Consider the following 13677-nt stretch of genomic DNA (forward strand, 5'->3'; position numbering starts at 1 on the left):
TATAAATAATTTTAATAATTATTTATAAGAAAAGAGGGATATTATGTTAAGAATAGAACATTTAACAAAAAAATATGATCAATATAAAGCTGTTGATGATTTGTCTTTAGAAATTGAAGATGGGCATATATATGGATTTATAGGTCATAATGGGGCTGGAAAGACAACGACATTAAAATCTGTTGTAGGTATTTTACCATTTGATGAAGGTGAGATTTTTATTGATAATCAGTCAATGAAAACAAATGCTATGGCATGTAAAAAAATTATGGCATATATACCAGATAATCCAGATTTATATGAATATCTAACTGGTATTCAGTATCTAAATTTTATTGCTGATGTTTATCAGGTTTCAAAAACTGATAGAGAAGCACGTATAAAGAAATATGCTGATATGTTAGAATTAACTTCTGATCTCGCACAACCAATTAGTGCTTATTCACATGGGATGAAACAAAAACTTGCAGTCATTTCAGCATTTATTCATAATCCAAAATTAATTATTATGGATGAACCTTTTGTAGGTCTTGACCCTAAGGCATCTCATCTTTTAAAACAATTGATGAGAGAACATTGTGATCAAGGTGGTGCTATTTTCTTTTCAACGCATGTTTTAGAGGTTGCAGAGAAATTGTGTGATAGAATAGCAATTATTAAACAGGGTAAATTAGTCATTAGTGGTCGTACTCAAGATGTTATAGGTAATGATTCTCTTGAAGATGTCTTCTTAGAGTTGGAGAACGACAATGCTTAAGACTTTAATTAAGATAAGATTACAAGGGATCTTATTAAGGCAAACAAAGAGCAGTAAGAAAAATCAAGGTAATTCAATTGGAAAGATTGTCTTGATGGGACTTCTTTTTGCTTATGTGGGTGTTGTCTTCTGTGGTATGTTTGGAATGTTATTTTCTTCATTAATTGAACCACTACATTTAATGGGGATTGATTGGCTATATTTTGCTTTAATGAGTTTAATGATTATTATGTTATGTTTTGTTGGGAGTGTCTTTTTGACACAACATGAAATATATCAGGCTAAAGATAATGATTTATTGTTATCTATGCCTATCTCAAACAGAGATATTTTATTAAGTCGTGTTTTTGTTATTTTAATTTTAAATTATATTTATGAAATATTAGTTGCTGGACCAGCACTTTATGTTTATTTGACATCTGTTGGTATGGATGCTGTACAAATCCTTATGTTTGTTATTGTCTTTTTAACTTTACCACTTTTTGTATTGGCACTTTCATGTGTATTTGGGTGGTTAATGGCAAATATTATGAGACATGTAAGAAGAAAGAATATTGTGACATTAGTTCTATCACTTGGATTCTTTGGTATTTACTTGTATGCAGTATCCTCTATTCAAGAATATATAGGTTTATTAATTACGAATGGAAAGAGTATTGCACAGGCGATAGAACAAGGTGTTTTTCCAATTTATCATCTTGCAATAGCATTAAATGAAGGAAACTTTATAAGTTTGTTGATTTACCTTCTTTGTGTTTTGATACCATTTGTATTGGTTATCTATCTTTTGTCAATAAGTTTTGTTAAATTAGCAACAAGTCAACCAAAAACAAAGAAAATTAAATATGTCGAAAAACCTATGAAAGAAAATTCTATGTTTAAAGCATTATTAATTAGAGAAGTTAGACATTTTACTTCTAATGCAATGGTTATGTTGAATGGAGCAATTGGTATCATCTTTACAATCATTGGTGGTATAGCATTGATTATGTATAAGGATACAATAGATATGTTATTAAGAGAATTACCTGGTATTGAATCTATGCTAACACCAATTCTATGTGTGATGGGAATAGGAATTGGATCAATGAATATTATTAGTGCTTCCTCAGTTTCATTAGAAGGAGATCGTTTATGGATCATTAAATCTTTACCAATTGCTACTCAAGATATTTTACTTGTAAAATTAGGAATGCATCTTGTATTATGTATTCCAGCTGGGATATTCTTTTCAATCGTTGAAGTTATTTTATTTCAGCTAAGTATATTAGATGCTATTATTGTTGTTTTTGTACCTGTTCTGTTTACATTCTTTATTGCAGTGTTAGGTTTACTTCTTAACTTATGGAAGCCAAAATTTGATTGGGTGAATGAGACAGTGTGTGTTAAACAAAGTATGCCAGTTATGATGACAATGTTTATATCTATGGGCTTGGTATTTGTAATAGTTGGTGGGTATCTGGGATTGTTTGCTAATATCTTTGATTTAAATAGCTATATGTATCTTATGATTGCTATCTTTATTACATTAAGTATAGCATTATATTATGTTTTAATGACTTGGGGACTTCGCAGATTTGATGAATTATAGAGAGAATAATGTTTCTCTCTTTTTCATTCATTATGTTAAAATATTATGAAATACAAGTATTATTTTATTGATATATTAAACCTAGATGGTCATCAAATGATAACGTATAATAGATGAAACATATAGAAATTATTTTCAATCAATCTCTTTCTTGTGTTACAATTATGATAAGGAGCTGATAAGGATGCAAGTATCGCTTTATAATGATATATTTATATTGGACGATGGGGAAGTGAGGGAATTTCTTTTTTTAAGTCGGACCACGGCTTTATTGATCGATACTGGATTTCCAGGAACTCATATTATTGATGTTGTAAGGAGAATTACATCATTACCGATTACAGTTTTACTGACCCATGGAGATGGAGATCATCGAGGAGGCTTATGTGATTTTGAAGAATGTTATGTTCATGAAAGAGACAAGAATTTAATTCCAAGTGATGTACAAACTTATAATATTAGACAGGGTGAATATATTAGAGCAGGGAAATATTGTTTTGAAGTCATTGAAATTCCTGGACATACACCTGGTAGTATTGCTTTGTTAGATAGGCGTCACAAATTGCTAATCAGCGGTGATACAATCCAAAAAGGACCTATTTATATGTTTGGAGATCGTAGAGATTTAAATATGTATATACGAAGTCTTAAGAAGTTATGGAAAGAAAAAGATGATATAGATGTTATTTTGCCTAGTCATCATGAGTATCCATTGAGTCATGAATATATTGAGTATTGTATAGAAGATGCAATAGCATTAAAAAATGGAGAGTTACAAGGAACTCTCCATCCAAGACTCCCTTGTAAAGAATATAAGGGAAAATATATTTCATTTTATGCTTAACTGTAACTCTGTTACAGTTTTTCTCTATAAATATTTTTAAAGAAGGCACTGTATTTTTGTTTATTAATATTATTCCTTAAGTAAATAAAATGCATTGGTCTTATAAGTTCAAAATTCTCCAAATGGATCTGTGTTAATTCACCAGTTAGAAGTTCATGATGGACAACCCCTTCATACAAAAAACTAATTCCCTGTGTACATGCTAGCATTTTCTTAATCATTGTTAGACTCTGGACTTCAATGACTTTTTGAAATGATGAAAGTGTGTAAATCTCTTGGAGTAGATAGTTTTCTAAAATAGCTCTTGTTCCTGAACCTTCTTCACGAATAAAAAGTGGGAAAGTAAGCAATTCATCAAATGTAATTTTCTGCTTAGCAAGAGGATGATCTTTATGAGCGACAAGAATAAATTTCTCATTTTTAAAAAGATGATAGGTAAAGAGTTGTGGATCAAATTGTCCTTCAACAAAGGCACAGTCAACTTCTCCATCTATCATTTTTTGAACTAATGTTTGTGTATTATTTACATAAATCTGGCATCGTTGTGAAGATGAAGTTAGATATTGTCCAAGAATTTCAGGAAGATAATAATCAGCAATAGATAATGTGGATCCAATTGTTAGAGGTATGGCAACTTTATACAATTGAGATTCAAAAATTTCTTCATTTTGAACTTGAATTTTAGCGTATTCATACAAACGTAGTCCAGCCTCAGTTAATTGAAACTCTTTATGGGGATTTTGAATAAGTTTGTATTGATAATAGTTTTCTAATTGTTTGATATGCTGTGTAACTGCTGGTTGTGTTAAATGAAGATGTTCAGCTGCTCGCGTAAAACTTTTGCAATCTACAACTTCTATGAATGTTTTCAATTTTATATCTATCATTATAATCACCTCGTTTAGATTATAATATAAATTTATTATAAATAAAATATTATAATTTTTATTTATAGTTAAATTATGGTAGAATGCATCTGAAGAAAGAAGGATTTATGGAGATGGGAATAGAATGAAAAAATTAAAAGAAATATTGCCAGGTTTTTTAGTATGTTTAGTTATAGGGTTATTGGCACAACAAATTGCTCAGTTTTTTCCTAGTATAGGAGCAGCACTGTTTGCTATTGGAATTGGGATGTTAGCAGGTAATACATTTTTAAATAATGATATATTTAATATAGGAACAAAGTTTTCTGAAAGTAGATTATTAGAATATTCAATTGTCTTAACTGGATTAACATTGCATTTAGCTGATATTATGGGAATTGGATTTGAGGGTGTTGGATTTATTGCTATTCAAATGACATTAACAATTTGTATATGTTATTTTATTGGTAAGAAATTAGGTTTCTCAAAAAAGTTTTCACTTCTTATGTGCGCAGGAAATGCTGTTTGTGGTTCATCTGCTATTGGAACAGTTGCACCGATTGTAGATGCTGATAGTAAAGATAAAGGCATTTCTATTACAATTGTTAATGTAACAGGAACAATTCTTATGGTTGTTCTCCCCTTTTTAACAGCTTTGTTATATAATCATGAAACATTAAGGACATCAGCTATGATTGGTGGAACACTTCAATCTATTGGTCAAGTGATTGCTTCAGCAGTCATGGTTAATGGAGATGTTGTTGAGTTTGCAACAATCTTTAAAATTGTACGTATTATTTTTGTTGTTTTTGTTGCTATATCATATTCAAGAATAAATTTAGAAGAACATCAATCACTATTTGCTAAAAAAGAAGGTATATCAGCAAAGGTAAAAGCAAAAGTTCCATGGTTTGTTATTGGATTCTTTATTTTAAGTTTAATTGTTAGTACTGGTATTATTCCAACAGTTATTTCAACAACTGCCAAAATGATAAGCAGCCAATTTGAGATTATTGCATTAGCAGCTATAGGAATGCGTGTCAAATTTAAAGATCTTATTAAAGAGGGACCAAAAGCTATGTTATATGGCTGTTTAACAGGTGGTTCTCAAGTTGTTATTGCCTTTATTTTAATAGCATTATTATTCCACTAAAAGTATTCACCTTTTGAATACTTTTCTTTATTTTATTTACTAAACAGTATATACTATAAAGGGTATAGGTGGTGATTTGGTTGGAAAAGGAACATATGTTGTATATGTATGTTTATCGTATGGTATTAAGTGATATATATAATGGGAAATATCAATTTCAGGATAAACTACCTACATTATTAGAACTATGCAAAATATATAGTGTGGGACGTAATACAGTGCGTAGTGCTTTGATACAATTACAAAATGATGGCTATGTCATTATGCAAAAAGGAGTTCAGGCAACCGTTTGTTTTCAACTAGATAGTTTTGAAAATCAAAGGCAGTATAAACAAGCTATCCAAGATTCGAGACAGATGATAATAGATATTTTTGAAACAATGGAATATCTTTTACCTAATATTAGTGTGGTTTGTTTGCATCGCATGACACCTGAACAGTTTTTTGAACTTGAAAATAAAGTGAATCAATTTTCTATAGATTGCATTAAAAGTGAAAAAGAGATGATTCAGGAACTATATAATATTTATTTATATGCTTTTTCAATCTTAGATAACAGTCTTTTAAATGACTTATTCATTACATTTATGTCTTCAATTTATCAACCATTGGTTGATACAGAAGATGCTCATAGTGAATTAAAAAGAAATATTAAACTTATCCAAAGAACATTAAAGTTCTTATTAAAATTTGCAAATAGACAAAATGACTTTATGGTGAAACATATAATTGCCATTATGTGTAAATCAAATGCAAAAATTGCCCTTAAATATATTGATGAATTATGTGAAGATATGGATGTACAAAATGAGAAGCAGTTTGTATGGGTAGGTTATCGCAATCAGGATTATCTCTATGTGCAAGTTGTATTAAAAATACTAAGTGCTATTCAACATCAAACTTATGTAAAAGGAATCTCATTACCTTCGATTGCAAAACTATCTAAACAATATGATGTTAGTGAAAAAACAGTAAGGAAAGCTTTAGATGTTTTAAGGGAGTATTGTGTTATTGAGACAATTAATGGGGTTGGGTCTATAGTTATTGTTGATAATCATTATGATAAATCAGTACTGTTCAATAGCCCTTCTTTTCAGGAAAATATGAAAGTCTTCTCTGAGTCATTAGAGCTTATTTCATTAATATTACCAATAATGATGATGAAGGTTTTAGAGAGTGCTTCTTATCAAGATTTGGTAAGTATCAAAGATAAAACAGAAGCTGATTCATTATTAACCTTAGAACCTCTTTATGATTATGTTGCTGCCCATTGTAATCCTTGTCTTAAAACTATTTTTGAAGAACTCAAGAAACCAATGGGATGGAATATATTTGTAGGTCGTGTTGTTCATTATTCAGCTTATGATTTAAAAGAACATCATAATGAATATTTTAATGCTATTCTATCAAGAGATACTTATCGATTATGTCAAATTGTCGATTCTATTTTTCGATCATCATTAAAAACTTTACAGTTACATATGAAATAAGCAGGTATCATTCAGTGATACCTGCTTATTGTTTTACTATTTATAAAAAGTAATAATTGATTTGAAAAGGTCTCCATCTAACTCAACAGTAAAACGTCCACCTTGTAATTCTGTAAAGCTCTTCACAATAGCAAGACCAAGTCCAGAACCACTTGTATTACGCGATTGATCACCTTGAACAAATCTTTCAACTATTTCATTTTCATTAAATCTCATTTCTTCAGCTGAAATGTTTTTAAAAATAATTGTTACAGAATCATCATTTTCTATCACATCAATGTAAACCCTTGTATGCTCTAAGGCATATTTACTAATATTGATAAATAGATTTTCAAATATTCTATATGTTTTTGAACTATCTAGATGACAAATCATCTTTTCTTCTGTAAAAGTCGTTCTTAAATCTAAATTTTTCTCAGATAATTTATCTTCACACTCTAATTGTGCCTGTTTAATTAAAGCAACGATATCAACATCTACATAATCTAGTCTAATATCTCCACTATTTGCTTTACTAACTTCAAATAGGTCTTCAATGAGATTCTTTAATCTTAATGAATTTCTCTCAAGAATCTGTAAATAATGCTCATGATCATCATCAGTTAAATGAGGATTTTTTAATAAATCAACATAAGTAATGATAGATGTGAGAGGTGTTTTTAAATCATGTGAAACGTTAGAAATAAGTTCAGTTTTTGTTTTTTGCGACTTCACTTCCTCTTGCACAGCTTTTTCAAAACCATCTCTAATATGTGAAAACTCATCTTTTAAAGGATTAAAGATTCCAACATCTTCATTAATTTCCACATTAAAATTACCATTAGATAACTGTTGTGTTGCATTTAATAATACTTGATATTGTTCTTTGATTTGATTAAATTTCTTTTGCAGAATAACAAAGATGATAACAGAATAAATACATGCAAAGAATATTCCAAAAACAAAGAATATACTAATACCAGTAATAATAATAAAATTAAATAAAACAATTTTTAATACTGACTTATTCACTTCATCACTTAAATCAAAATCTATAACTTTGTCAATAATCTTTTTACTGTTTTTTATCAACCATCCTGTACACGTATTTTCCATGAAATATCTTTTAAAACCTTTGCAATAAAGATATTTAATCATATAAGCCAAAATCATAAACATGAGATAGAAGATAAACCAAAGTCCGATATTGAAAATAGGTGTTAATATATCAGAGAGATTTTGAATACCAAAGCGAGAAAAGAACTCGCCCATAAGATTTTGTGTAGTTGCTATAACCAAATAAGGAGATATAATGTAAAGCGTTGATGTTACCGTACACCAAATAAATGCCAATATAATAAATTTAATACGAGAAATAAATTGCAGAAATTTATTTTCATTAAGATAATGCATTGGTATTATAAAAATCATACACATCACAATAAATAGACAAGTTAATAAATATGGTAATGAAAATCTAAAATAATCAGTATTACCAGGATTATTTATATATAAAGATAATTGACTCCCAGATTGCAGTGTTTTTGGAACTGCATAGGTTATTGTTAAATTTTTAGGATTATTATATTTAATTGTTGAAATAATTTCATTATCATCTGAATAAAAATTTTCTTCATTACCTGAATGTGATTGATAATTCAATCTCTTCTCATAAGGTATTTCTATCCCATCTTTTGTAAAATTAACAAATAGAGAACCATCTTTATCAAATTGAATCTGAATATACCATTGGTATTTCTCTTGTAGTTCTTTGTTGCTCATAATTGAACTTAAATCATCATTAGTATTTGCAGAGTGAATTTGTGATTCATTATCAACAGCTTGATAATAAAGATCTGTTTGCTTCTCTAATTGACGTATGCTTTGCTTGATTTGATACTGAAAGTTCTCTTTAGCATCCATAACATCTTGAGTATTGTCTTTACCAATAATTTGCAAATACTCTGAAGTATTAAAATCTTTATTCTTTTGTGTTTTAAGTTGATAATCAATTGGATAATTATATTCTGATATCAGATCTACAACGTAAGAGGTTATAGTATTAGCATCTCGATTATCCTTGTTAATTGCTTCTTGTATCATTGGATAACACATATATGTTCCAATACTTGTTGCAAAAAGGATCAAGATCATAATCACATGAACAATATATTTTTTCTTTTTCATAGTTTTCCTGCCTTATTTTTCAATTTTATATCCTACGCCCCAAACAACTTTAAGGTAGCGAGGATTCTTTGGGTCAATTTCAATTTTTTCTCTTAGATTACGAACATGGACCATAACAGTATCTGTACTAATAGCATCTTCTTGCCATACACTTTCATAAATGTTATCAGCTGAAAAAACCTTACCAGGATATTCCATGAGTAATTGTAAGATCTTAAATTCTATAGGAGTGACTTTTATGATTTTTCCTTCAACAGTCACCTGTTTTGTATCTAAATTAAGTTCTAAGCCACCAACAACATAACTGTTTTCATGCTGCTGATCTAAAATAACGTTTAAATAACGAGAATAACGTCGCAATTGAGAGGAAACTCTCGCCAATAATTCCATTGGAACAAATGGTTTTGTAACATAATCGTCTGCACCAATATTTAAGCCAGTAATTTTATCTATATCTTCTGATTTGGCTGAAAGCATGATAATAGGGAAGTCATAGTTTTCCCTAACTTTCATAGTCATTTGTATACCATCCATTATAGGCATCATAATATCAACAATTGCTAAATGAATTGTTTGATTTGAAATAATATTTAATCCCTCTTGTCCATTATTTGCTTTATACACATGATATCCTTGTGTTTTTAAATAGATTTCTATTGCATCACAAATCTCAATTTCATCTTCAACAACCAAAACATTATATTCCATAATCATAATCCCTCACTTTTCTTCCTTATTATACTGAATTTCTGAGAAGAAATGTAGAGGCTAAAACGAAAGAATTTCTAAAGATTATAACCAATCTCTTTCTTTGTAGTTATTTTTCTATAAATATAAATTCCAATTAATGAAACTATTGCTGTGATTACAAAGACTATAATAGAAAATATATAATTTTCTACACCAATAGCATGACCTCCAATTGTACTTGTAATAATGGATGGAATTCTTGCTATGGTTGTAATAAATAAAAATGTAGATAATTTCATATCTGTGAGCGGTATGAAATAAGTCATTATATCTTTTGGTGTACCAGGTATAAAGAAAATAATGAAACATAATATATTTCTTTTTTCTTTATTTTTTAAAAATTCAACTTCATTGACTTTATCTAATCCTATAAGTTTATCAATAAAACGTATACCACATTTTTTAACAAATAAATAAATTATTGATGAACCAACTGCACTACCAATCATACATATAATCATCCCGACTATTGGACCATAGATAAAACCAGCCATAATTTCAATGATTTCACCAGGTAGAAAAACAAATACAACTTGTAAGGTCATAATACCTATAAGTAACAATTGTCCACCAATTCCATAACTTTGTAACTGTGTACGTAAAACTTGTGGGTCTTTAAGAATATCCATTAGTGGTTGATATAATAATAAACATGCGAGACCCATAACTAAAAAACATATGAATATAAAACTCAATTCTTTTTTCTTTTGCTTTAAATATTGCATTGTACATCACTCCTTACTGACAATGTTATTATGCACATTCTTTTGAAAGTTCAACTGGCTAATTTTGAAAAGAAATTCTTAAGAAAAAATAAAGAAAGCGGTTATCACAATTGTATTTTGAAAATAAAAAATCTTATGCCAGCCTATGAGAATAGCATAAGATCTTAATTCTATTTATTTAATTGAAGATATTCATGATATCTTCTTCAGTTCTTGCATTCAGTATAGTAAGTGTTACCTGATTAAGTTCATCAGTTGTACTGTTCTCTAATTTCATAATCAATTCATCTGATATGACTCCAAATTTGCTTTTTAGGAGTGTAAGTAATAGTGAAACTTTTCCCTTCATTTCTCTTTCTTTGACATATTCATCAAATACAGCACACATATTTATTTCCTCACTTTCTTCTTTTTGTATCTTGATACCAAATTTCTTGTTTCCTATAACTGTTGCTACAACAACTACGACTTCCTTTGTTAATATCATATCTCTTAGACTTTCTAAATTCCTATCCCATTGATAGAACTTTTGTACTGCCTCTATCATCATGATATTATCTGGATGATTTAACTGACTGACATCAATATCCTTAATATCATAGATATGTCCATACCAATCGTTTATTAAATACTTATATATGTATGGAATGACCATTCTTTCTGTTAAGGAATAAGGCTGTCTCCATTTCTTATCACCATAGTAAAGAACACAGGTCACAACAGGTATTGGATAGAATGATTTTCTAGAAGTAATGTTTACCATATGAAATTGCTGATTGTATGTAATCGTATCATAAACTAATATCCGAAAGGGCATGGTATAATCAATTGTCTGCTGATTTTCAAGTCCAATCAATATAGGAGCATCGGTATGATTGACTCTCATTATAATATCTCTGGCTTTGCTGACACTGATATTCATAGCTTTATGATGAAAAACAGTAGAACTATTAGAGTCATAGAGAGATAGGTTTTCATTGTACAATATAGTTTGTCCGTGAAAGAGAAGACAGTTGATAAGATCAGCAAAACGATCTTTTCGTTTAAAGAAGTCCTTAAGAGTTGGATCAGGTGTCGTGTCTGATAGAACATTATGATGAGTCACAGTATACATAAATACCTCCTTAATAAAATGAAAGAGGCATATTCTAGATATATCATAACACAAAGATTGCTAAAAGAAAATATATATAGAAAAGAAAATCATGCCTCTTACTATATATATTCATATTTTTTTTGTATTTTTCTTTTTTATTCTGTAAAAAGTTAAAAATAAAAAATGGTCAATCCTTTTACAGTTTGAACCATTATAACATATAAGAAAAATTAGTTTTTACCTTCAATAAAATATGTGGCTTCCATATCAGCAGTTGATAAAGCAAAGGCTAATGGGAACATCTCAAATGCAGCACCAACATTACGAGCATCTTCACTACCTGAAAAGCCCATATGGTAGCGAATTGCAAAAGCTTCTTCCCTTGTTAAACGCATATAGCCGCTAATCATATAGACACTTTTCTCACCATGTCCATATGGTAGAGTATCATTGTATTCAAATGTTGGAACCTGTTTCCATTGACCATTTTCTTTAACATTTCTTGTTCCTTTTTTATAACAATTAATCTTGCACAAATCGTGCAACAAAGCCACAATAGCAATACTCTCATCATTATAATTTAAACCATAAGTTGTTTTAACCCTTGTTCTTTCTAAATAGTCTTTGAGACAATCATAAACATTTAAACTATGTTCAACTAATCCACCATCGTAATTTCCATGATATCTAGCACTAGCTGGTGCATCAAAAAAATCAGAACTATGTGACATTAAATATTCTAATAATTTATCACTACCTTCTCGATGAATATATTTCTTATAAACTTCAATAAATCTTTCCTTATTATTCATGACCTCACATCCTTTTTCAAATTATAACAAATTTAAACAAAAAGTACATCTATTCATATACCTTTTGTTTAGAGAAAATTTGCACTGTTGTTTCTAATAGACTTTCTTGTTTGACCTTTCTAAGGTCTAAATGGAATATCTTTAATGTGAATTGTAGAATGAACCCAATACCAAAAACACAAATAAGAGTCCCTATTCCTACTGGAGCACCCAGCATAAATCCAATAATAAAAACACTTATTTCAATAATGGCTTTAATTGTACCTATAGACATATGATTTGATTTTTTAGCAATTGCGATTAACATCGCATCACGAGGACCTACACTTAAACCAGCACTGGTATATAAATAGACACCAAAAGATTGAATAAATAAACTAGTAATAAGTAATATAATTGCAAGCGGTAACGATGTTATTTGTGGAATAAATTCAAAAGATAAAAATAAATCTGTTGTTTTACCAATAATCATAATATCCAACAATGTGCCAAATCCAATGGGTTGTTTAAGAATAATATCAATGAACAATACAAATATACCAGTTAATAATACAACGGTACCATATTGAATAGGTAATACATTTGTTATACCTAATGCAAATGTATCCCATGCATTAACACCAATTCCTGATTGGATACTTAATGTTGCTCCAAATGCAAAAACAGGCATAGATATCAATAATCTTATAAATCTCTTTGAATACATATTTTTTCTCCCTAATGCTTTCGTTTTTATCTTATCAATATTATAATGAAGGTAATGTAAAAAGCAAGATAAGTAGGTGTAAATAATGAAGAAAGTCAAAACAAATGTATTAAGAATACTTGAGCAAAAACATATTGATTATGAAACAAGAGAATATGATTATGATGATGAACATCTAAGCGGGCAGTATATAGTTTCACAAGTTGATTTACAGGCAGATGAAATTTATAAGACCTTAGTTTTAAGTTGTCATAATGGGTATCTTGTTTGTTGTATTCCGATATTAGAAGAGATTGATTTAAAAAAACTTGCGAAGGTTAGTGGGCATAAGAGTGTATCAATGATCCATCAAAAAGATTTATTCAATGTAACAGGATATATCCGTGGTGGGTGTTCGCCTATTGGAATGAAAAGGACATTTAAAACATATTTTCAAGAAGACATGAGCCATATGAACAAAGTTGCAGTTAGTGCTGGAAAACGTGGGTTGCAAGTGATAATAGCTCCAGAAGAATTAAGGAAATGTGTGAATGGGGAATATGCAGATGTGATGAGAAGAGGAAAATAAAGGTTCTTAAACTGTTAATTAGGTCTTAGACACGAACGAAGTGATGGAGTTACAAATATATATTGATAGAAATGTATAAATGGAGGTTTAAGAAAAATGTTTTTATTTATCATGTTATTTTTATGGCTTTCAATTATAAGCTTTGATATAATT

Annotated in this window: 13 protein-coding genes; 6 read left to right on the plus strand and 7 right to left on the minus strand. The window is 29.2% G+C overall.

Annotation, left to right across the window (positions count from 1 at the left end; genetic code table 11):
* Positions 1–43 precede the first annotated feature (43 nt).
* The 3 genes from GQF29_RS09885 (at position 44) to GQF29_RS09895 (ending at position 3192) form a co-directional block, all read left to right on the plus strand.
* The gene (locus GQF29_RS09885) at positions 44–757 is read left to right on the plus strand and encodes an ABC transporter ATP-binding protein (protein ID WP_008787149.1); all 714 of its coding nucleotides are present in this window, start codon (positions 44–46) and stop codon (positions 755–757) included.
* A complete protein-coding gene (locus GQF29_RS09890) occupies positions 750–2348 on the plus strand; it encodes a hypothetical protein (RefSeq protein WP_008787150.1) in 1599 nt (532 codons plus the stop codon). The genes GQF29_RS09885 and GQF29_RS09890 overlap by 8 nt, the downstream gene beginning before the upstream one ends.
* A gap of 184 nt (positions 2349–2532) precedes the next feature.
* Positions 2533–3192, plus strand: a complete 660-nt coding sequence (locus GQF29_RS09895) for an MBL fold metallo-hydrolase (RefSeq protein WP_008787151.1) — start codon at positions 2533–2535, stop codon at positions 3190–3192.
* Between the two features lie 11 nt (positions 3193–3203).
* Here the strand turns inward: GQF29_RS09895 and GQF29_RS09900 are convergent, their stop codons facing one another.
* Positions 3204–4079, minus strand: a complete 876-nt coding sequence (locus GQF29_RS09900; RefSeq protein WP_008787152.1) for a LysR family transcriptional regulator — start codon at positions 4077–4079, stop codon at positions 3204–3206.
* A 124-nt stretch (positions 4080–4203) separates the two neighbouring features.
* On the opposite strand from GQF29_RS09900, the gene GQF29_RS09905 reads away from it, so the two are divergent.
* Together GQF29_RS09905 and GQF29_RS09910 are read left to right on the plus strand one after the other, a co-directional pair.
* Positions 4204–5211, plus strand: a complete 1008-nt coding sequence (locus GQF29_RS09905) for a YeiH family protein (RefSeq protein WP_008787153.1) — start codon at positions 4204–4206, stop codon at positions 5209–5211.
* 71 nt (positions 5212–5282) lie between these two features.
* Positions 5283–6701 (plus strand): winged helix-turn-helix domain-containing protein, encoded by a 1419-nt coding sequence (locus GQF29_RS09910; protein WP_373115780.1) that lies wholly within the window; start codon positions 5283–5285, stop codon positions 6699–6701.
* A gap of 36 nt (positions 6702–6737) precedes the next feature.
* Here GQF29_RS09910 and GQF29_RS09915 read toward each other — a convergent pair whose 3' ends face one another.
* The 6 genes from GQF29_RS09915 to GQF29_RS09940 all read right to left on the minus strand — a co-directional run bounded on the left by GQF29_RS09915 (position 6738) and on the right by GQF29_RS09940 (position 12956).
* Positions 6738–8867 carry a sensor histidine kinase gene (locus tag GQF29_RS09915; protein WP_008787155.1) on the minus strand — a complete coding sequence of 710 codons (2130 nt, stop codon included), beginning with the start codon at positions 8865–8867 and terminating at the stop codon, positions 6738–6740.
* A 12-nt stretch (positions 8868–8879) separates the two neighbouring features.
* A complete protein-coding gene (locus GQF29_RS09920) occupies positions 8880–9575 on the minus strand; it encodes a response regulator transcription factor (protein WP_008787156.1) in 696 nt (231 codons plus the stop codon).
* Positions 9576–9652: 77 nt separating this feature from the next.
* Positions 9653–10342, minus strand: coding sequence for a TVP38/TMEM64 family protein (locus GQF29_RS09925; protein ID WP_008787157.1), 690 nt, complete (start codon positions 10340–10342; stop codon positions 9653–9655).
* Positions 10343–10520: 178 nt separating this feature from the next.
* A complete protein-coding gene (locus tag GQF29_RS09930; protein ID WP_008787158.1) occupies positions 10521–11456 on the minus strand; it encodes an Rpn family recombination-promoting nuclease/putative transposase in 936 nt (311 codons plus the stop codon).
* Between the two features lie 212 nt (positions 11457–11668).
* Positions 11669–12250 (minus strand): HD domain-containing protein, encoded by a 582-nt coding sequence (locus tag GQF29_RS09935; protein WP_008787159.1) that lies wholly within the window; start codon positions 12248–12250, stop codon positions 11669–11671.
* Positions 12251–12299: 49 nt separating this feature from the next.
* Positions 12300–12956 carry a YczE/YyaS/YitT family protein gene (locus GQF29_RS09940; protein WP_008787160.1) on the minus strand — a complete coding sequence of 219 codons (657 nt, stop codon included), beginning with the start codon at positions 12954–12956 and terminating at the stop codon, positions 12300–12302.
* Positions 12957–13041: 85 nt separating this feature from the next.
* Here GQF29_RS09940 and ybaK point away from each other — a divergent pair, with 85 nt between their 5' ends.
* Positions 13042–13524, plus strand: coding sequence for a Cys-tRNA(Pro) deacylase (ybaK, locus tag GQF29_RS09945; protein WP_008787161.1), 483 nt, complete (start codon positions 13042–13044; stop codon positions 13522–13524).
* The last annotated feature ends 153 nt before the right edge of the window (positions 13525–13677 follow it).

Source organism: Coprobacillus cateniformis (assembly GCF_009767585.1).
Lineage (GTDB): Bacteria > Bacillota_I > Bacilli_A > Erysipelotrichales > Coprobacillaceae > Coprobacillus > Coprobacillus cateniformis.

Coding starts and splice junctions, on each gene's coding strand:
- GQF29_RS09905 (WP_008787153.1), top strand. CDS start 4,204: ATGAAAAAATTAAAAGAAATATTGCCAGGTTTTTTAGTATGTTTAGTT.
- GQF29_RS09915 (WP_008787155.1), bottom strand. CDS start 8,867: ATGAAAAAGAAAAAATATATTGTTCATGTGATTATGATCTTGATCCTT.
- GQF29_RS09885 (WP_008787149.1), top strand. CDS start 44: ATGTTAAGAATAGAACATTTAACAAAAAAATATGATCAATATAAAGCT.
- ybaK (WP_008787161.1), top strand. CDS start 13,042: ATGAAGAAAGTCAAAACAAATGTATTAAGAATACTTGAGCAAAAACAT.
- GQF29_RS09940 (WP_008787160.1), bottom strand. CDS start 12,956: ATGTATTCAAAGAGATTTATAAGATTATTGATATCTATGCCTGTTTTT.
- GQF29_RS09925 (WP_008787157.1), bottom strand. CDS start 10,342: ATGCAATATTTAAAGCAAAAGAAAAAAGAATTGAGTTTTATATTCATA.
- GQF29_RS09900 (WP_008787152.1), bottom strand. CDS start 4,079: ATGATAGATATAAAATTGAAAACATTCATAGAAGTTGTAGATTGCAAA.
- GQF29_RS09895 (WP_008787151.1), top strand. CDS start 2,533: ATGCAAGTATCGCTTTATAATGATATATTTATATTGGACGATGGGGAA.
- GQF29_RS09920 (WP_008787156.1), bottom strand. CDS start 9,575: ATGGAATATAATGTTTTGGTTGTTGAAGATGAAATTGAGATTTGTGAT.
- GQF29_RS09890 (WP_008787150.1), top strand. CDS start 750: ATGCTTAAGACTTTAATTAAGATAAGATTACAAGGGATCTTATTAAGG.
- GQF29_RS09935 (WP_008787159.1), bottom strand. CDS start 12,250: ATGAATAATAAGGAAAGATTTATTGAAGTTTATAAGAAATATATTCAT.
- GQF29_RS09930 (WP_008787158.1), bottom strand. CDS start 11,456: ATGTATACTGTGACTCATCATAATGTTCTATCAGACACGACACCTGAT.